The 20,374-nt window shown below is 44.0% G+C and carries 19 protein-coding genes; 1 reads left to right on the forward strand and 18 read right to left on the reverse strand.

Going from position 1 to position 20,374, the window contains the following annotated elements:
• Positions 1-23: 23 nt before the first annotated feature.
• The 13 genes from secA to AC5W2J_RS00365 form a co-directional block, all read right to left on the reverse strand.
• The gene (gene secA, locus AC5W2J_RS00305) at positions 24-2,558 is read right to left on the reverse strand and encodes a preprotein translocase subunit SecA (RefSeq protein WP_496057480.1); all 2,535 of its coding nucleotides are present in this window, start codon (positions 2,556-2,558) and stop codon (positions 24-26) included.
• Between the two features lie 235 nt (positions 2,559-2,793).
• The gene (hpf, locus tag AC5W2J_RS00310) at positions 2,794-3,381 is read right to left on the reverse strand and encodes a ribosome hibernation-promoting factor, HPF/YfiA family (RefSeq protein WP_496057481.1); all 588 of its coding nucleotides are present in this window, start codon (positions 3,379-3,381) and stop codon (positions 2,794-2,796) included.
• 179 nt (positions 3,382-3,560) lie between these two features.
• Positions 3,561-4,985, reverse strand: coding sequence for an NAD-dependent succinate-semialdehyde dehydrogenase (locus tag AC5W2J_RS00315; RefSeq protein WP_496057482.1), 1,425 nt, complete (start codon positions 4,983-4,985; stop codon positions 3,561-3,563).
• Between the two features lie 242 nt (positions 4,986-5,227).
• Positions 5,228-5,608 (reverse strand): DUF8042 domain-containing protein, encoded by a 381-nt coding sequence (locus AC5W2J_RS00320; RefSeq protein ID WP_496057483.1) that lies wholly within the window; start codon positions 5,606-5,608, stop codon positions 5,228-5,230.
• Between the two features lie 240 nt (positions 5,609-5,848).
• Positions 5,849-6,205, reverse strand: a complete 357-nt coding sequence (gene fliT, locus AC5W2J_RS00325) for a flagellar protein FliT (RefSeq protein ID WP_496057484.1) — start codon at positions 6,203-6,205, stop codon at positions 5,849-5,851.
• Positions 6,202-6,714, reverse strand: coding sequence for a flagellar export chaperone FliS (gene fliS, locus AC5W2J_RS00330; protein WP_496057485.1), 513 nt, complete (start codon positions 6,712-6,714; stop codon positions 6,202-6,204). The genes fliT and fliS overlap by 4 nt, the downstream gene beginning before the upstream one ends.
• Before the next feature lie 33 nt (positions 6,715-6,747).
• The gene (gene fliD, locus AC5W2J_RS00335) at positions 6,748-8,766 is read right to left on the reverse strand and encodes a flagellar filament capping protein FliD (RefSeq protein WP_496057486.1); all 2,019 of its coding nucleotides are present in this window, start codon (positions 8,764-8,766) and stop codon (positions 6,748-6,750) included.
• A 151-nt stretch (positions 8,767-8,917) separates the two neighbouring features.
• Positions 8,918-9,268, reverse strand: coding sequence for a flagellar protein FlaG (locus AC5W2J_RS00340; RefSeq protein WP_496057488.1), 351 nt, complete (start codon positions 9,266-9,268; stop codon positions 8,918-8,920).
• Between the two features lie 176 nt (positions 9,269-9,444).
• The gene (locus AC5W2J_RS00345; RefSeq protein ID WP_496057489.1) at positions 9,445-9,648 is read right to left on the reverse strand and encodes a YjfB family protein; all 204 of its coding nucleotides are present in this window, start codon (positions 9,646-9,648) and stop codon (positions 9,445-9,447) included.
• 319 nt (positions 9,649-9,967) lie between these two features.
• A complete protein-coding gene (locus AC5W2J_RS00350; RefSeq protein WP_496057490.1) occupies positions 9,968-11,152 on the reverse strand; it encodes a DUF2920 family protein in 1,185 nt (394 codons plus the stop codon).
• Positions 11,153-11,468: 316 nt separating this feature from the next.
• Entirely contained in the window at positions 11,469-13,349 is a 1,881-nt protein-coding gene (locus tag AC5W2J_RS00355) for a motility associated factor glycosyltransferase family protein (RefSeq protein ID WP_496057491.1), read from the reverse strand.
• Entirely contained in the window at positions 13,336-13,944 is a 609-nt protein-coding gene (locus AC5W2J_RS00360; RefSeq protein ID WP_496057492.1) for a DUF8042 domain-containing protein, read from the reverse strand. The genes AC5W2J_RS00355 and AC5W2J_RS00360 overlap by 14 nt, the downstream gene beginning before the upstream one ends.
• Before the next feature lie 152 nt (positions 13,945-14,096).
• Positions 14,097-14,924, reverse strand: a complete 828-nt coding sequence (locus AC5W2J_RS00365) for a flagellin N-terminal helical domain-containing protein (protein ID WP_496057493.1) — start codon at positions 14,922-14,924, stop codon at positions 14,097-14,099.
• Positions 14,925-15,220: 296 nt separating this feature from the next.
• On the opposite strand from AC5W2J_RS00365, the gene AC5W2J_RS00370 reads away from it, so the two are divergent.
• Positions 15,221-15,685, forward strand: a complete 465-nt coding sequence (locus AC5W2J_RS00370) for a competence protein ComK (protein ID WP_496057494.1) — start codon at positions 15,221-15,223, stop codon at positions 15,683-15,685.
• 76 nt (positions 15,686-15,761) lie between these two features.
• Here the strand turns inward: AC5W2J_RS00370 and AC5W2J_RS00375 are convergent, their stop codons facing one another.
• The 5 genes from AC5W2J_RS00375 to flgK all read right to left on the reverse strand — a co-directional run bounded on the left by AC5W2J_RS00375 (position 15,762) and on the right by flgK (position 20,355).
• Entirely contained in the window at positions 15,762-16,487 is a 726-nt protein-coding gene (locus AC5W2J_RS00375; RefSeq protein ID WP_496057495.1) for a response regulator transcription factor, read from the reverse strand.
• A 367-nt stretch (positions 16,488-16,854) separates the two neighbouring features.
• On the reverse strand, positions 16,855-17,091 hold the full coding sequence (gene csrA / locus AC5W2J_RS00380; RefSeq protein ID WP_496057496.1) for a carbon storage regulator CsrA: 237 nt from the start codon (positions 17,089-17,091) through the stop codon (positions 16,855-16,857).
• Positions 17,092-17,553, reverse strand: a complete 462-nt coding sequence (fliW, locus tag AC5W2J_RS00385) for a flagellar assembly protein FliW (protein WP_496057497.1) — start codon at positions 17,551-17,553, stop codon at positions 17,092-17,094.
• A 60-nt stretch (positions 17,554-17,613) separates the two neighbouring features.
• Positions 17,614-18,723 carry a flagellar hook-associated protein FlgL gene (gene flgL, locus AC5W2J_RS00390; RefSeq protein ID WP_496057498.1) on the reverse strand — a complete coding sequence of 370 codons (1,110 nt, stop codon included), beginning with the start codon at positions 18,721-18,723 and terminating at the stop codon, positions 17,614-17,616.
• 21 nt (positions 18,724-18,744) lie between these two features.
• On the reverse strand, positions 18,745-20,355 hold the full coding sequence (gene flgK / locus AC5W2J_RS00395; protein WP_496057499.1) for a flagellar hook-associated protein FlgK: 1,611 nt from the start codon (positions 20,353-20,355) through the stop codon (positions 18,745-18,747).
• Positions 20,356-20,374: the final 19 nt, after the last annotated feature.

The following is a 20,374-nucleotide window of genomic DNA, read 5'->3' on the forward strand; positions in this document are numbered from 1 at the left end:
CGCCTTTCCTCCCCTTGAATTATTTATTGAGCTTTCGTATCTTCCTGGCCGTGGCAGTTTTTGTATTTTTTCCCGCTGCCGCATGGGCAGGGGTCGTTTCTTCCTACATCCTCGGTGTTTCGGGCCGGCCGCTTTTTGGCGGCGTCGGAGCGGTCTGTTTCTCCGTGAACCGCCTGGTTCTGGGAGACCACTTCTTTACGCTCCAGGTTGTTGTTCACCTGGGCTTTCATTACGTAGGTGGCTACCTCTTCTTCGATTGAAGCTATCATGTCTTCAAACATGTTGAAGCCTTCGAACTTGTATTCACGGAGCGGATCGTTCTGGCCATACGCCCGCAGGTGAATACCCTGGCGGAGCTGGTCCATCTGGTCAATGTGGTTCATCCATTTACGGTCCACTCCACGCAGCATAATAACTTTTTCAAATTCGCGCATCGTCGGCGCGGAAAGTTCTGTTTCTTTTTCATCATACTTCGTCATTACTATGCCTTTGACTTTATCAATAATCTCTTCGGAATCCAGTCCTTCGATGTCTTTTACTTTCAGATCATCCATGGAAAGTACAGTACCGCTCAGGTAATGCGTGAGACCTTCCAGATCCCAGTCTTCATGCACTTCATTTTCCGGTGTGTACATATGGACGGTTCGTTCAATGACCGTACCGATCATCGTTTTCACGATCGCGCTGAGGTTATCGGACTCGAGTACTTCCATTCTCTGCTTGTAAATGACGTCACGCTGTTCGCGCATCACATCGTCATACTGCAGTACCTGTTTACGGGCATCAAAGTTGGAGCCTTCCACCCGCTTCTGGGCCTGTTCCACCGCACGGCTGACGAGCTTGCTTTCAATCGGCTGGTCTTCTTCCATGCCGAGGCGGTCCATCATGCTTCGCATGTTGTCGGATCCGAACCGGCGCATCAGCTCATCGTCCATAGACAGGAAGAACTGGGATGCACCCGGATCGCCCTGGCGTCCGGCACGTCCGCGCAGCTGGTTATCAATCCGGCGGCTTTCGTGACGCTCGGTACCAAGCACAAACAGTCCGCCGAGCTCACGTACGCCGTCACCGAGTTTAATATCGGTTCCGCGTCCGGCCATGTTTGTCGCAATGGTCACAGCGGAGCGCTGACCGGCGTTTTCAATAATTTTTGCTTCATTTTCGTGATTCTTTGCGTTGAGTACGTGATGCGGCACGCGCCGCTTCTGCAGGTGGTTTGCGACAAGCTCGGATGTTTCCACGCTTACCGTACCGACGAGCACCGGCTGGCCGGTTTTGTACAATTCTTCAATTTTATTCACAACCGCTTTGAACTTGCCGGCTTTGGACTTGAAAATAAGATCCGGGCTGTCCGTCCGGTCGATCGGTTTATTTGTCGGAATGGAGGTAACGCTCATTCCGTAAATGTCCTTGAGCTCTTCTTCCTCTGTTTTGGCCGTACCGGTCATCCCGGCAAGCTTCTGGTACATCCGGAAGTAGTTCTGGAACGTAATCGAGGCGAGCGTCATGCTTTCTTTCTGAACTTCCATTCCCTCTTTTGCTTCAATTGCCTGATGAAGCCCGTCGCTGTAGCGGCGGCCTTTCATTAACCGGCCGGTAAACTGGTCAACGATGACGACGTTGCCGTCTTCGACCACATAGTCGGAATCGCGGTGCATCGCGACACGTGCTTTAAGCGCCTGGTTAATATGGTGAATCAGCTGCACGTGGCGCTGGTCATACAGGTTCTCAATTTGAAAAGCAGATTCCGCCTTGTTCACGCCCTCTTCTGTGAGCTGAACGTTTTTCGTTTTTTCATCGTACGTGTAATCCGTCTCCAGTTCCAGGCGGCGCACAAACGTATTGGCCGTTGCATACATTTTCGTAGACTGCTCCGCGGTACCGGAAATAATGAGCGGCGTTCTCGCTTCATCAATTAAAATCGAGTCGACTTCATCGACAACCGCAAAGTTGAGCGGGCGCTGGACCATCTGCTCTTTGTAAAGAACCATGTTGTCACGCAGGTAGTCAAAGCCGAGCTCGTTGTTTGTGCTGTACGTAATATCAAAATTGTACGCTTCGCGCTTTTCGTCCTTTGTCATGCCTTTCTGGTTAAGGCCGACCTGCATGCCTAGAAATTCATAAAGCGGCGCCATCATTTCACTGTCCCGGCGGGCAAGGTAGTCGTTCACGGTAACCACGTGCACGCCTTTTCCTGCGAGCGCATTCAGGTACACCGGCATGGTGGCTACGAGCGTTTTACCTTCACCGGTTTTCATTTCCGCAATGTTGCCGCGGTGCATGACAATCGCACCCATAATCTGTACCGGGAACGGCGTCATTTTTAAGACGCGGGTTGCTGCTTCCCGGACAACGGCATAAGCTTCCGGGAGGAGATCGTCAAGCGACTTTCCGTCCGCATAGTCTTTTTTAAACTGCTCCGTTTTGGTACGGAGACCGTCATCACTCAGTTTTTTCATATCGTCAGCAAAGGATTCCACTGCCTCCACTGTTTTCTGCATTTTCTTTACGTGGCGCTGGTCGGTGTCTCCTATTACTTTTTTAAGCATGCCCATCATTTGTTCATCATCGTCCTCTCTTCCCCTTCTGGGAAATAGAATCGATTGTCCATATATATTTCCTGCCTGTGTAGCAGAGGAAAATCGAGTACTTATAGTATCAATTATTTTTCTTCATACCTTATATTATTCTATCAGTTTCAATAGGAGCTTACAATTAAAAACGGTATGCAAAAAGGAGCCCCCGAAAGGACTCCTGTCTGTGCGGAAGCATGTCTGCTGTCCGGCTGTTTATTTATTCAGGCTCAATCAGCCCGTATCTTCCATCTTTACGTTTGTAGACAACGCTTGTGTCTCCGTTTACTGCGTTGGAGAAAACGAAGAAATTGTGGCCGAGCATGTCCATCTGCAGAATCGCTTCTTCTGCATCCATCGGCTTTAAATTAAAGCGCTTCGTGCGGACGACTTCAAGATCATCGACCGGATTTTCAGGAAATTCTGCGTTGGACGGGTCCCCATTTTGGGATACCTGCTCCTGCAGGGCTTCCATGTTGTTATTAAACAGCTGCTTGACGCTGCCGTTTTGTCTGAATTTTCTGTTTACTTTTGTTTTGTACTTACGAATCTGCCTTTCCAGCTTTTCCACTACAAGATCTACAGCCGCGTACATATCGGCATGATTTTCTTCGGCACGCAGTAATAGCTGCGGCATTGGAATCGTCACCTCAATAATGCTGTCGCTGTTTTGCTTTTGAAGCTTTACGTGAACATCTGCAACCGGGGTAGTATCAAAATACCTCTCAAGCTTGCTTACTTTTTTCTCCACATATGTTTTCAATGCGGGAGTCACCTCTAAGTTTTCACCACGAATGTTGTAATTCACTAGTAAACTCCTCCTCTCGGTTGTTACTACACTTCTCTATTCCACTCTTATATACCTTCTTAAACCCAAAAGAAATTTTAAAAAAAGGGCATTTATTTTTTAAAAATTTCCCTTCGGAACAAGGGCTCAGGACCTTATACACAGAAAAAGGCGCTTCATGATCGAAGCGCCCGGTTTTTTTACAATCCCATGGAAATATATTTAGTTTCAAGAAATGCTTCCAGTCCCTGGTGGCCGCCTTCACGTTCCATACCGCTTTCTTTCCAGCCGCCGAATGGTGCCTGGGCGGCAGACGGCGCGCCGTCATTCCAGCCGACAATACCAAATTCAAGTCCTTCGGCTACTTTCATGCCGCGGCTCATGCTTTCAGTAAAGAAGTAGGAAGCAAGACCGAACGGAGAATCGTTGGCAAGACGCACGCCTTCTTCATCGGTGGAGATTTTCTGGATCGGCGCTACCGGACCGAACGTTTCTTCATTCATAATCACCATATCGTGATTAATATCTTTCAGCACGGTCGGGTTATAGAAATAAGCGCCGTCCTGCTCGTAGCCATCGCCGCCGTGAACGACCTTGGCGCCCTGCTCGACCGCATCTTTCACGTGACGCTCTACTTTTTCATAGCCGTCTTTGTTAATCAGCGGACCGATATCGACTTTGTCAAAGCCGTTGCCGACTTTCAGCTCTGCGACTTTCTTCTGGAATTTTTCTACGAATTCATCGTAAATGCCTTCCTGCACGTAAACCCGGTTGCCGCACACACATGTCTGCCCGGCATTGCGGAATTTCGATGCAACTGTACCGGTAACGGCTTTATCCACATCCGCATCATCGAGTACGATAATCGGTGCGTGGCCGCCCAGCTCAAGCGAAAGTTTCTTCATATGATCCGCACCCTGTTTCATGAGGATTTTGCCGACTTCGGTGGAACCGGTGAAAGTTACTTTGCGGACCGCTTTATTGCTCATCATCGCTTCGCCGATTTCCGAACCGCTGTCGGCGCTGATTAAATTAAATACGCCTTTCGGCAGTCCGGCTTCTTCGCAGATTTCTGCGAATTTAAACGCGGACAGCGGTGTATCTTCTGCCGGCTTTAAGACTACAGTGCAGCCTGCAGCGAGCGCCGGCGCCACTTTACGGGTGACCATTGCCTGCGGGAAGTTCCACGGCGTGATCGCACCTACAACGCCGACCGGCTGATGGATAACCATAATCCGTTTTTCCGTGGAGCTCGCCGGAATTGTTTCGCCGTATACGCGTTTCGCTTCTTCAGCAAACCATTCAATGAAGGAAGCGGCGTATTCAATTTCCCCTTTTGCTTCATGCAGGGGCTTTCCCATTTCTTTCGTAATCAGTTCACCGAGCTCATCTTTCTTTTCAAGCATAAGCTGATGAATTTTCTTCATATATTTAGCCCGTTCGCCGGCCGTTGTTTTGGACCATGTTTTAAATGCTTCATTCGCCGCTTCAATGGCTTCGTCTGTTTCTTTGCTGCCGCCATTGGCTGCGGTGCCGATTTTCTCACCTGTGCCGGGATCCAGTACGTCAAAGCGTTCCTTGGAGCCTTCTTTCCATTCTCCGTTGATGTAAAGTTTACTATCCAATACGGACACTCCTTTTAAAATCACGTTTTTTCGTTCGTTACCACATGTACTCTATACCCATATTGATGGAAGTTTATTCTAGAAAGAGTCTTAATTTCATCGAACGGACGCCGTACGTAACGTACGGACACGCCAGCAGGATACTGTGGAACGTTTCTTTTACATAGGGAAACAGGCAGACTCTCTGTTTCCTGTTATAGTAAAAACCAGACAGCGCCTCTATCTTTCCCCTATTACATAGATTAATCCTCCTGCGTCTGCAGACCGTCCACTAACAGCTTCCAGCGCTGGAATACCGGCAGCAGCACCGTACTCATGTACGTGATCTTTTCATGACGGTTCTTTCCTTCTAGCTTTTTCTCCGCTTCCGCTGTCGCCTGATAAAATTGTTTTAATACGTGCTGATGCTCCCCGCGTTCGGATAAAATATGCGCCATCGTCATGTTTTCCGGTGAATAAGGCAGTACGCTGTCGAGCATCTGCAGCAGAAGGCGGTCCCCGCTTTCTTCAAACCCTTCCCGGTAGAAATACGCTACCGAACTGAATCCATCCTCCAACGTATCAAGCAGAGCGGAGTATGTAGCCAGAAAATCCAGCTCCGCCCGTTCCAATGATTTCGCCATCGCCTGATCCCCCCTTTGCCTTAACCCTATCACGCCTGCCTGCTGAAAAAAAAGCAAAAAACCTGCTCTGGAATGGGCAGGTTTTTTGTGTTGTTGAAAAGATATAGATTTTACAGGCGAACGCTTTCGGCAGGCCATGCCTCAGCTAAAGAGGAAAGAGCCCTCTTTATCTTCACCGATGGCTGTTCTGCCTGAGTCGCCGCCTGTTTGTTTCGTTATTTTATACTTATAAAAATTCTATTAATTTTTCTGGTCAAAAAATACGCCGTCGGATGCCGGTTCTGCATAAGGGTTCTGGTAAAGCTTGTTGGACTGCTTTTTCGCTTTAAGCTGCTGCACGTCTTTTTTCCAGCGTTCGAGCACATTTTCCATATGAGCATCAATGACTTGATTCATTTTTGTCATTTCTTCACCGAGCTTTTGTTCTTCTGATGTAAACGTGCCAGCTGTAGAGACTTCGGCAAGAAGTGCATCTCGTTTGGACAAATGTTCATTCACGCGCTCTAAATAAGCTTCACGGTCACTCTCTCCTTCAGGATCGCTGTCGGTAACTAAGTCATGAAGCTGCTTTGTTTCTTCATATAACGCCTCAATCATGCCTGGCCTCCACTCCCGAAACGCTGCTGGCGGTCGAGTTTCATAACTTCCTTCCACGTGTCACGGAAATCAGTCACAAGCCCGGCTGCCTCCTGCAGCGCCTGTGGATCGTTGTTAACATTGGCGTCTTTGAGGCGGGATAAAATAAAGTCATACAGCTGCATCATATTTTTGCCGACGTCACTGTCTGTTTTCAACGTAATCATGAGCTCGCGGATAATATCCTGGGCTTTCATAATAAACGTATGCCGTTCTTCCGGATCTTTTGCCGCAATAGCGGTCTCTGCCCGGCTGATAAATTTCAGGCAGCCGTTATACAGCAGCAGCGTTAAATCGCCTTTGGATGCAGTCTGCACCGACTGGCTTTTGTATGCCTGTGATGGAGCGTTTAGAGGCGGAGCCGGGGCTTTTGTTTCTCTTGCCATCGTACTAACGGAAGCAAGCGGCTTAGAAGGGCCTGCAGCCTGCATATTTTTTTTATAAAGGTCCTGTGCTTGGTTAAATGCCATATGTGCTGTCCTCCCAGACGTATTGCAATTTTATTATTGGTTGTTAAAAAACATCGAATAGATCATATCAGACTGGCTGTTTGCTGCAGACATCGCTTTTTCCATTGCACTGAACTGCTTCCAGTAGCGGTCTTCAATCATCGTCAGCTTGCGCTCAAAATCGCTGATACGGCTGTCTGTATTTGTAAGTTCACGTCCGAGCGTAAACTGGTTGTTCTGGACTTTTCCTTTTAAACCGCCTGCCCGCTCGGCAATCTGCGTAATCGCGGTATCGAGACTGTCACGCATCCGACGGGCAACGCCCTGCTCGTTCTTCGTCGCACCGTTGGCAGCAAACACGTTGAATACACCTTCCGGATCAGACTCAATCGCTGCCCGAAGCTTCGTTTCATCAATTTCAAGCTTACCGCCGTCCATATAGTTGCTCGTCGTCGTAATACCAAGAGCCGTCAGGTTGCCAAAAGAGGAGCCGCTGACAGAACCGTAGAGATCATTGCGGATCGTTGTCATCGCGTTACTAATGATGCGGTCATTACGGATCATGCCGCTTTGGGCCAATTTATCCCATTTTTCAATTTCCGAATCGCTGAGCTCTGCGCGCTGTTCGTCGGTGAGAGGTGGATAATCGCGGTTCACGGTTTCCTTCAGTTTGCCGTTAATCGTCTCCAGCATTTTATTGTATTCATCCACAAAGCCTTTAACCGTATCAAATACGCTGTCTGTATTGACGGTGGAAGAAAGTGTAACCGCACCTTCCGCAGCGGTAAATGTATCCTTAAGTGTCATCGTCATACCATTAACGGTAAAGGTATTGGATGTACGTTCTGTTTCCAGGCCATTTAGCGTAAATTTTGCGTTTGATCCATCGTTATAGTTGGCACTACCCAACCCCAATGTATTTTGAAAAAAGTTCCCTTCAAATATCATTTCCGGCCCATCCTCATTAAACTTTCCGGTTTCAGAGCGGTTCATGGAAATATTACCGGTAAACTGGTCATAAAAGCCCTGCACGCCGACTTTGGAATTACGGACTGCCGTCATGACCTGATCCAGCGACTGCCCGCTTTGGATAATGAACTGTTCCTTCACTTCTTGGCCTTCCGCGTTGAAGGTAGAGATTGCCCCGGTTTCATACTGCTGGGTATAGTTCACTTCGACGGCTTCCGTCGTACCCTCCGCCAGGCGGATCTGGCCGGTTGCGCTGTTCAGGTACGCTTCGCCTGCCTGCAGCGTATGGTTGGCATCCGTAATAATTGTGAGCGGACCTCCGCCACCTACCCGTATATCGAGCGTTGCCGGATCAATCGAACCTTTCCCAAGAGAAAAAGTCGACTGGGCTGCGGTTGGATTAAATGACTGGGTGGCGCTCGTTGTAAAATAATCAACGGTCACGTCGCCGCTAGCCGGTGCTTTCCCGAATTCCAAATCCATACTGCTGCCGTCTCCGGCGAAAGTGACACGAACCTGATTGGCTGAAAGCGGTCCGTCTCCTGTTACAACTTCATAATTTTGATTTCTACCTTTTATAATCATGTCGCCGGCTGCATCTGTTTTTAGATTGTCTTTTGATACCGTAAATGTTGTTTGGGAACCGTTGCCGCGCAGCGTTTCTTTCTGCGTCACGCCCGACTTCCATTCCGGCGGATTAGCTGTATAGCTCTGTGAACCGAGACTGGTAGTGCTTTTAAAAGTCGTATCTCCCACGCGCGTCGAAGTAGTTAACGACGCTGCTTTTGCCAGCTCCCGCACTTCACTAAGTTGATAGCTGGAGTTACCGGCTTCAGAGTTGGCCGTCGCTGTCACCCGGGCATCATTCGTAGAGCCTGCCGTACGGGCCTGCATCTGTGCCCCTCTCATAACCGTGTCAAAGGTGCTTGTCCGGAAATCGTTGAACATGCGGTTTACACTTCGGTATTCTTCCATCTGATAGCCAATCGTCGTTTTCTTCTGCGTGAGCTTATCCATCGGCATCCGCTCTGCGCGCATGAGATCCTTTACCATTTGATTTATATCCATTCCGGAGCCAAAGCCGGTAACCCGGTTCATCGCCATCTGTTTTCATCCTCTCGTTCTCGAACTCTACTCTCTTTATCGGCCTGTACAACGATAAACTAAACCTTTTGCTGAAAAATTTTATTAAGGTGTTTATGTATTTTTCACATAATAAAAACCCCAGCTGATCGGCCGAGGCTTCCATAAACTTTTACACACTTTTATCTACTATTAATCCTGCCTGTTTCATAAAGGCAGCTGCCATGTCCATAAACTTCTCCGGTGGAATCTCCCGAATAAGTTCTTTTGTATCACGGTCTACTATTTTAACAATCGGGCGATGCAGGTCTTCATGCAGGGAAAACTGCAGGCTTGTATGCCGCATCAGCTTATTTCCTTCGCTTACAGTATTGGATAATAGAATCGCGTCATATCCCTTTTCAATACCGGGACGAACAATTTTTTTATCAGTCTGCTCAATAGACGTCACTTTCTGTTCTTCCATGACTGCTTTTTTCCAAAACTGTACCGCATCGCTGAATCCTGAAATCCCCTCGTTCATAGGTCATTCCTTCTTCCTTTTTATCTTATCTTGAGAGAAATAAATGCTTTTTTTCTACCAAAATGATAATTTTCTAATCGAAAAGTACTAGTTAATGAACAATATGTCACTTACTCTATTTCTTTTGCTCCACCTTGTTAATACTTGTTCGCATAGGCTGCTCTACACACCCTTTATTATATTTTTACATCAATACGTCCTCCAAGATGCGGTTGAGCGGCTTGCTCTATCTTTTGCACATCCGCTGATTCCATCAGCTTTTTTAGAGCTTCACTTTGTTCACCTGCCTGCCCCATCACTTTCTTCATCATCGAGACCGATGCCTGTTGTTTCACTTCTCCTTGACTCATTGCCATAGATAATGCAGCAATATCCACCATAGCACCTTCTTTCAATTAGAATTAAAAAACGATATGCCAATCAAATAACGTTTTCATTTCCTCTTTAGCCTTTTCATGTTAGGAATAAGCTTGAACTGGAGAATGAACAAAACTTATGTAAAAATATAGGATTTGTGCACCGCATTGGCTTTGGATAGCAATTCCAACTCTCTAATCACTCTAAGTCAAATAATCTTTGAAATTGTTTATGAATAAATATTTTGTTAGAAAGTTAATTATTCGCTCATCTAAAACTATTCGGAAGTTGCCCTGTGATTTCCGAATGTATTTCTACAATATTTCAATTCGGTTTCTAATATTATTTGAAATTGAATTTAAATACTGGCAATCCTAGCCTATTATGATTTGTGATTTCTACACCACCATAGGAAACTGTATGTCCCCATAAAATCGACGGAATTTCCGCAGTGGATAACTCATACTCTAATGCGTATGTAAACAATTTTAGAAAATCTGCATTTAAACCGTGGGTATTTGATTTATATTTGTTGTCGTCTATATCCTTCTCAGTTACAAGAATAAAAAGAGAGTTGAATAACCCTTCAATTAAAGTTTGTTTATTTTTATGATTTACTAAATTATCGTTATTACCTTGAAAAGATAAAATTTGAGTACTTCCTGAATAGTTCTCATATAACACATCTAGATTCAAGTCTTTTTTATTTTTAATAATTTTTTTGGCTAGATATTCGAACTCGACATCAAGAATGCCGTAACCAATTTGATGATAAATATGCCTATTTCCTGTTATATATACCGGCTCTAACCAAGCAGAATTATCAATAATATATGAAAATAAATTTGGTACTAACACATTACATAGATGAAGCAAATATGCACCATGTGAGTGACCGTAACCTATTGTTCTTTTTCGATTAAATTCCAATTCATTATCAGTTAATACCATTTTAACAGCCTCAACTGCAGTAATAATATCTATTGCCTGCATGTAACTCATATCATTAAATAATTCTTCCTTTTCATCTATTTTTGCTTTTACAGGCAGAATCTTTTTTTTATTTTTTAATGAATTTAATAGCATTGAAGAATCTTTTTTTATTTGTTCTAACTCTTCATCTGTAAAGATATTATGTAGAATTTGCTTGTCTTGAATATAGTAGTTATTCGCAGTTTGCATAAATTCACTTCCGAAATAATCGCATTGGATAGTTACCATATTGTTTTCATCTGCAAATACTCCTCTCATCTTCTTGTACACCTTTGAATCAATATCCCCACCAAAACCCGGTACAAAGATTAATAATCCTGTTTGTGTATTCACTCCATTTTGAGGTAAAGAAAAATCAATTCTTAACTCTCTACCGCTAGTCCCTGTATATATATTGTGATGAGCTGGAATATTAAAACTTTGCTGTTCCGACATGGTTTTTTTATTCTCCTCTACACATTTGAAAATGGCTACAGCTAAAATTAATAAATAGGTTAAAAGCAGCAACTCATTCAAATAACGACAGTTCGGCATTTGAATTAAATTCTAATTAACAATCCCGTCTTTTATGGGAGGTTTTTAGTGACATTTCCTTTTATTTTTTTATAAGAATAGAGTTAAAATATCTAGCTTTTATTTCATACTTACGGTTTTAATCATCAATATTTTCCTAATATCTGATTGGATAATAAAAGAATAAACTGATTCATTTCCTACTATCTAAAATAATAAATTTTTTATATCTAGCTTTAAGATTCGAACAACGACCATTTTGCCAAATGAACCAGTGCCACCCGTTATTGAAATAGTTTTATTTGTAATATCCAACAAATCTCCAGCATATTTCTGGTTATCTTTCTTTGGATTTTCCCTCAATCTCTGTCATCACATTATTATAAATAGGCACTATCATCTCAAGAATTTTTTCAATATGATTAAAGTAGTTCGAGAATGCTTTTACCATTTTTTCTCTCTTTTTTACTGTATCCTGTTCAAAACGAAATTCCTCTACTTGCTTAGCTACCAATTCATTTTGCACACGGATCATAGGCAAAATAAACAATCTATAAAAATCTAGATTTTTAAGATTTTTAAAAAATTTATCGAATTTGTTAAATAGATTGTTAGTTAACTGAATCGACTGAGTATCAGTTAGTTTATTTATTTGTGTTATAATTTGCTGCAAATGGTCAATAATATCGATTAATTCATTCAAACTCTCATCCATTATTTGTCTTTTACTCATAAATTCATAAGGCTTTAAAGGTTCTTCCAAAAATTCATACCAATTTGCAACAATCTGTTTATTAGTTAATTCCTGTTCGATTACTTGCTGCAAAGACAAAAATTTTGTTCCATTAATTTTTGCCCCGCCTTGAGTTGTATTAATAAACTTACAATTGTTTATTCTTTGAAAAGCCTCGATAACCAGCTCCATTTGCATCTTCATTTTTAAAAAAACCTCATTTGTTAATATGAGTTCTCCCTGAACATTTTCTACAGTTATCGATTTATCCAAAACATTTTCAGAGACAGCATTTGATCTTCCTTCATATTCAATTCCTTTTGCATAGTGGGAATTATTTAAATAAGCAAAATTTTGTCCAACAAATATGATCGGCTCGCACTCCAGCCTGTTTAACATTTCTGTCGCTACTACAGCAATAGAGGATGCGTCTGATACTTTTACTAATTCTTTTTGACTATCTTGTTGATAAAAATATGAAGATACCGTATCTTGGCTGGTTACCATATGCGCTTTAGGTCCTCTATATTTTTGAATTGTCTCAAAACCAACACTCGTTCCATATATCATAGGGATTTCCCAATCCGCTTCTGTATTAATTGCTTTTTCAAAAACTCTATAATTGTGTGAAGTAGGATCATATGTACATGCAGCATCAGGATAAATACCATACTCCACTAATGTATTTATAGCAGAGCCAACAGAAAAAATATATGCAAGCCCATTCACTTTAATATGCTTAAGATGATCTAGTTCTTCATTTAAAGATGGACCTGCTGCGATTATAATTGCTGGTTTCCCTTTAAATATATGTTTGTTTTCATGATGTAAAATGTTTGGTGTTCGAATTGTTTCTTTTAAATTCATCAAACTATTTATAGTCCAAAGTTTTTCATAGGCAAAGTTTGTTCGTAAATTCATTCTTTTATTCTTGATCTCATCAGTAAATATTTCAATAAAACTTCGATACTCTTCCTTAAATATTCGCTCATAACTTGGCAGAGTAATCAAAAGAACATCGTTATTTACTTCACTCGCAAAATTACGAAGGAATTGATTTCTATTTTCCTCAGAAGTTTCCACAAACAAATTTTTTATAGGTTTATTAACTAAGTATTTAATTAATCTGGTTTCCATCAGACATTGGAAAACATCAATGTTAGGTTCATACAATGTTATAGAAATATCTGGATGTTGCTTTCTAATCGCTTCAATATGATACCCTAACCCTATTCCGTAAAAAAATACATTTTTTATTTCGCTTAATTCTTCAGAATACTGTTCAACCAATTTTTCCGCTTCTTGAATAGGATCGTATTTACTATGTAAATAGAGTATACGTCCATCGTTCTTTATAGTTAAAGTAGGAAGATCTATTTTAGAATTTATTACTTTTATATTGTTATGTTTATAGTGATCTTTGGTAACTGTTCTAACCATCGGGAAGTTTTTTCTAAGGTAATTAATATTTTCAATTCGTACCATATCTAACTCCTACCTTATCAATGATTGTTGTTGATTTTTTTTTTATTTCAACTAACAATGGTTCAATTTCATATCTCAGTAAATCCGCAAATACAATCGTATCTTGATTTTCAAATACTTCTTCCATTTCTTTTACAACTATTTCTAAACTTATAACTGAAATCAGTAAGCTATCCCAATCTTTAGGACGCATTTCTAACTGATCTACATTTTTTATGGTTCTATGTATCCATTGAATGCCTTCTAGCAATTGGAGCGTCTTATTTGATCCAATATCTGCTTCACTACTGTAAAGTTCATTCACAAAAATTCTAATCTCTGGTAATAATCTTTCAAGATAATTTTTCATTGAATGTAAAGATTCAATGAAAAATTCAGATACAGTTTTAAAAACAGCTTCGACCCTTTCGATCAATTGAAAATTTTCTTCAAAGTACTGTTCATAATCATCAAAAACAAACGTATTATCGACATTAAAATGACTAAAATAATAATCTTTATTTTCTAATTCGCTATTAACCAAATCTATCATAGAATGTAATGCTTCACTTTTATTATTAAACTCATAAATTTTTTCCCGGATCACAAACTTCATGGTCTACCTCCCTTTATTCTTTTCTCTATAAATAGTATCGGTTTGATCTATACAATTATAAAGTAATAATGACTATTATTACTGTGAAATAAGGGAAATAAAAAGGGGCCACCCCTTTTAGGACGCCCCTTTTTATAAATATTTTACAACTATTATCCAAGTAACTGTAGTACTGCTTGCGGTTGCTGATTTGCCTGTGCAAGCATAGACTGAGATGCTTGGGAAAGAATGTTGTTCTTTGTCATTTCCATCATTTCTTTAGCCATATCTACGTCACGAATACGAGATTCAGCTGCTGAGAGGTTCTCAGAGGAGTTGTTAAGGTTAGAAATTGTGTGCTCTAAACGATTTTGGGTACTACCTAAGTTCGAACGTTCAGAAGAAACAAGTTTAATAGCATCATCAATAATTGTAATCGCAGCATCTGCTCCAGATTGACTTTCCAAGTCAAGATCATCTACTGCAAGTGTTCCACTTGAACTCATATTAGAAATAGTCAATTCAATATTTTGACCTGCATTTGCACCAACATGAAATACTAAACCAGATCCAACTCCTGAAAAATCACCTGTTAGTAAATCCTTTTCGTTAAATTGTGTATTTTCTGCAATTCGATCAATCTCAGATACTAGTTGGTTTACTTCTTTTTGGATTTCTTCTCTATCACCCTCAGTGTTAGTATCATTGGAAGACTGAACAGCAAGCTCACGCATTCTTTGTAGAATACTGTGTGTTTCATCAAGAGCGCCTTCTGCTGTTTGAATAAGAGAAATACCATCCTGTGCATTTCGGCTTGCCTGATCTAAGCCATTCACCTGCGCACGCATTTTTTCAGAAATAGCAAGACCTGCTGCATCGTCTCCTGCACGATTGATACGTGAACCGGAAGACAACTTCTCCATTGAGTTTTGCATGTTTGCCTGGTTTGCTCCAAGTTGACGGTGGGCGTTCATTGCACTTACGTTCGTGTTGATAATCATAATATAAAACCTCCATATTGTTTTTTACTCCACATCCTTGTGGAGCGTTTATGTAAGGCATTCGGACACCGGCTACGATCGCTGACCGGTCTGTCTTTCCTGCTTACACTGTTTATATCGGCAGGGGTTTTGACATGTTTAATGTTTTTTTAGATGTTTTTTTAGAAATTTTATGCCGATTAGGTATATCCTCCTAAAATCGATGGACTACCTATTCTTATTATGGTAATTTAGTCTTGTGACCGCGGAGCAGTGGGCTTTGCAGCCACAATACTTTAAAAGGGGATAAATAACATTTGAAAACAACATTACAGAACATTTTACCATCGTATCAGATCACAACGAACACCCAGGCGATTGAGCCGTGCTTCGAAGGGGAAGCAAAGGCTCTTGTCCGGGAAGAAGGAGGAGCCCGGTATTACGTTAAACAGACGCCGGCTGCAATTATCAGCTACGCCTGCCTGGAAAACGGCTCTTCCCTGCAGGGACGGGGAGACGCGGTGAAGCACCTTACCGGCTTTATTCGCCGCAAACCTATACCAATAGATGAAAAGCGCCGTATTTTTGCTTTTCCGATTCACTCCCAGCGCTCGCCCGATAACGTCTGGCTGTTCTACTCGCACGTGCGGCCTGCAAAAATAGAAGGCGTGATCGAATTCCGCGACCGCTCCACGATGCCAACGGAAGTCAGCGCCTATTCGATCCAGCAGCAGCTACTCCGCACGAGCCACTGCATGTCCCATTTTACCGATATCGGCTGAAAACAGGTCGTACTTAGATGAAACGAAAAATCCCCCGGAGCCATGGCGTTGCCTCCGGGGGATTCGTTATGTGTTTTTAGTACCGTTTCGAGTCAGGAGACTGGGAGATATTAATCCAGCCTTCTTCGATCGCCCGCTTAATCGTATGCGTGCGGTCGTTTGCTTTCATTTTCTTCGTTAAGTGACTCACGTGGTTATTAACAGTCGCCACAGCGAGGTAGCATTCTTCCGCAATGCGGCGGTTGCTTTTGCCTTCAATGATTTTCTCCAGTATGCGGATTTCCGCGTCAGAGAGAACCGATCTGGCTTTCTCGCTTTCAAGCTGCATCTGCTGCTCCTTTGGCTGTTCCTGCTGGCGGTGAAGGCTGCGGTAACGCTCCATGAAATACGGCTGGAAGTATGGGTCCATATACGTCTGAAAAGCTTCCGCCTTTTCAAACTGCTCGCACCATTCCTTCATGGAACGGTCCGCCGCCATCATGATGGATACGTCTTTACTCATTAGATACTCCAATAAGTGGGAGTCTTCAGAAGACACGTTTACTCCAAGGCGGACCGGCAGCCCGATTTCGGCTATCGTTTCCATAAGCTGGAGCAGGTCTACGTTTTTGCACTCGGTACAGTAGACCGTGTCTTTCGCGATTCCTTCCTGCGGTAGGAGAGAAAGAGACTCCGGCGTTTCCGCTTCGACTGATTTTCCCATGTACGCCACTGCACGTCTAACCATGGCTTCCCCGGAGGTATCAATAAACAATACCGGCCGGCGGTGGACTGGACCTTTACGTCTAAGCATTTTTGGCATTATGTATTCCTCCTGAACTATCTCTGAAAGTGTGATTTTTTTCTTGCAGGTACATGATTACACTTCCACCAAGCTGCCCCTTGCTGCCCTGTTCCCTCTATATCTATATGTAGCCGTTTATGCAAGCGGTTGTTCTTTTCAATTCCTTATGTTTCGTAAAGATGACTATGCTTTCAAATTTTATCTTGAATGCCGATTTCTTACAACGACCGAAAGACCTTGTGTTCGCTTAAGTAGAACGCCAAAAGCATTATTTGTCGCGGTACTTTTGACACACATTATACCGTATCATACTTTTAAGCATCAAGAAGTTTTTGGTATTTTGTTAAAATTCTGAGACTTTTGCAGCAAAAAAAGGAGGTTTGGCTTATTTTTTGTTTTTCTGCATTAATTCAGAAATCTGGGAAAGCATTGATACATCAATATTAGAGGCCTGGTTGTTTTCTTTTTGAATCATTTCGTATACTTCTTTTCGGTGAATTTCGACATGTTTAGGGGCACTTATGCCTACCTTTACCTGTTCCCCTTCCACAGCGGTGATGGTAATTTCAATGTCGTCGCCGATTTTAATCGTCTGGTCTTTTTTTCTCGTAAGTATAAGCATTTACCGTCCTCCACTTTCGGCAGAAGCTGTCTGCGGGGTATTGGGAAACAGCTTATGCTTTGTGCGGTAAGCCGTATCCGGCAGAATGATCTGCCTGCCTTTCTGTTTTGCGGGGTTCAGTACAACAGGCGCCTGCAGGTTTGCGGTTGTCTCCTGGAACGGATCCTGCACGGTCAGCACGGTAAATACGACCACATCTTTCTGGCTGTCTGCCTCAAGTTCCCCCGTCTGCGAATCGTTCAGCATAATCTCATAGTCCTTGAAAAATGGAAATGGATCGGTAATAACCAGTGCTGTCTGCGCTCTTGTAATTGATTGTAACACATATAAAAGTCCTGATTCGTCAAATGGCAGCAGCGCAAATTCTTTTTCCTCTTCAAAGCCCGGAAGGCCATGCTCAAAAATAAATTTATCCTCTGGTGAAATCGTTACTGTACCACTGTATTTCGTATGTATCTTCATATATATCCTCCTTTACAAAATAAAAAAGAAAAACAGGCTTTGTTCCGCCCGCTTTTCTTTTTAACGCAGAAAATCCATAAGCGATGGCTGAATAATTCTCGCGCCGGTGGCAAGAGACGCCTGATGCACATTTTCAAGCAGCATCAGTTCAATAATCACTTTCTCCAGGTCCACGTCTTCGTTTTTGCTCATGACTTTTTCAGCAATCAACTCCTGGCTCCCCAGGCGGTTCTCCATCATTTCAATCCTGTTTGTGCGGGCGCCAAGCTCCGCGCGCTCGTTAACCGTGTTATTCATATGATTATCTATTTTAGATAAAAATTTCTCTATGTCGGCCGAGCCGGCATCCGGATTGCTTAACGTCCGCTCGAGCCGTTCCAGGTCGGCAAACAGCTCCTGATTAAAAACGCTTGCCGGTGAAATGTTCACTGGAATCATTGTATCATGAAGCAGTTCAATGTTCACCTGGGCTTCGTTATTAGATAATGCCGATTCGTCATAAACGAAAGCGGCACGCGGATCGGTAGGCGTTCCGTTTACGTTCAGCTCCAGCCCGTCTTCGGTCTGGGTGAAGGTCACCGTTTCGTCTGCATCATTTGTAAACTGCACTGTGTTTTCATCGACGCGGACAGCGTTGCTGTACACCGCTCCGTCTACATTCACGCGGATTGTTTCCAGCTCGTCTGCTTCCATTGCAAGCATTTCATCCGGCGCAATCCCAAGTCGGGCGGAATCGACCGGCGCATTTTTCGTGTCCGTGCCATTGAATATATATTTTCCATTTATTGATGAGTTCGCCATTGTAGCCATATGTTCTTTCAACTGTTTGACTTCTTTGGCGATATTGTCCCGCTGCCCTGCGTCATACGTATCGTTTGCCGCCTGCGTCGTCAATTCTTTTAACCGCTGCAGCACCTGCGTGGCTTCGCCTAAGGCAGTGTCTCCGGCATCCATCCACGTGTGGGCTTCCTGGACGTTGCGCTGGAACTGCTGCACTTCGGCGGTCTGGGCCCGGTAGCGCATGCCGTTTACGGCGACGACCGGATCCTGGGACGGACGCGAGATCTTTTTACCGGTGGAAAGCTGGTTCTGCATTTCGCTTAAGTTTTTATAGTTTTGGGTCACATGGCGCAGCGACTGCTGGGCAAGCATCCCTTGTGTAACTCTCATACGCGTTCCTCTTTTCTTCGGTTATCTGCCGACAAGTCCCATGTTATTAATAATCCGGTCAAGCATTTCATCTACGGCGGTAATATTTCTGGCGGCTGCGTTGTAGGCGTGCTGAAACTGAATCATGCTGACCATTTCTTCATCGAGCGACACGCTGCTTACCTGCATGCGGCGGTTATCTGCGCTCGTCCGCAGGGAGTCGGACGTGCTCGCTTTCTGGCCGGCTTCGGAAATTTTAACCGCCATCTCCCCGACTACTCCCTGATAGAAGCTTTGAAGTGTTGTGTTCGGGCCTTCGCCGAATCCAAGCTTCACGTCCTTTAGTGCTGCCAGCGCACGGGCATTAGAGCCGTCTCCGCTGAAGGCTGCCATCGTTCCGTCCGCGTTTGCAACCGGCGATGCGGCAGCAATCAGGTCGAGGTTGCCTTTAATTTCTGCGCTGAGCCCGATGGAACGTGCTGCTCCCAGTTCGGCGCGGTCCTCTTGAATCGTGAAAAAGGGAATATCGTTGCCTTTTGTTTTGTTTTCAATATCCTGCAGGTTCCAGCCGGCCTGGTGTACTTCATTGAACGCGTTCATAAAGGTGAGCGCCATCACGTCCAGGTCGTTCATCATATCCGGGTACGTGCCTGCGGCTTCGTTTGTGGTTGGATCGACGTAACCGTATGTTTCCACGAGTGCTTTGAGCTTGCCGTCGCTGTTCAGCACGGCTACTGCTCCGGGATCGCCTGCGTTTTCCGGCTCGGTTCCGGCGTTCCCGTTCGCCCATGTGAAAGTAAGTCCGTCAATTGGATCATGCTGCTGCTCGGGATTCGTTGTGACAGCCATCTGTTTAAACGCTCCGGCCTGGCCGTCCACGAGTGTGAAAAGCCTGCCGCCTTCTCCGTCTGTAGCGTAAATGTTCATCTTGCCTTCCGCAGAAGCCATTGCGTTGGCGCCGCCTTCGTTGCGGACCACTTCTATCGAAAGCATACCGGAGAGCTGATCGACCAGATTATCGCGCACATCATACAAATCATTGGGAATCTGGCCGTGCGGCTCCACTTTTCCAATCTGGGTGTTTACTTCGTTAATACGTGATAGCAGCGAGTTTACGTTTTTTTCGGTAATATCGAGCTCTGTTCTCACATCCAGCTTATTAGCCTGAAGCGAATCTCCTATGTAGCGGAACGTTTCCGCAAGGGATTCCCCGCGCTGGCGCATAACTGAACGGGCCCCTGCATCTTCCGGCTGGACCGACATGTCCTGGGCAGCTTCCCAGAACTGGGTAACCGAGTTTGCCAGGCCGTGTTCGGAAGGTTCATTCATGATGTCTTCCATCCGTTCCATCGCGCTGGCATGCGTGCTCCAATATTCGGTTTTGCTCGTTTCCGTTCGATACTGGATGTCCAGGTACTGCTCACGGATTCGTTCGACAAACGGCGTGTGGACTCCTGTTCCCATCTGCCCTGCAATCATCGGGGCATTCATGCCCGCTTTTGGGAAGGCCTGTGCCGCCTCCATTGTTACCCGCTGGCGGGTATATCCCGGAGTGTTTGCATTGGCTATGTTATGGCCTGTCGTCTGCAGTGCAGACTGCTGGGCCGTCATGGCCCGCTTGGCTGTTTCCAGCCCGTGAAACGTAGAATACATACATGACACCTCCTTTAAG

Source organism: Sinobaca sp. SA16-1 (assembly GCF_059510515.1).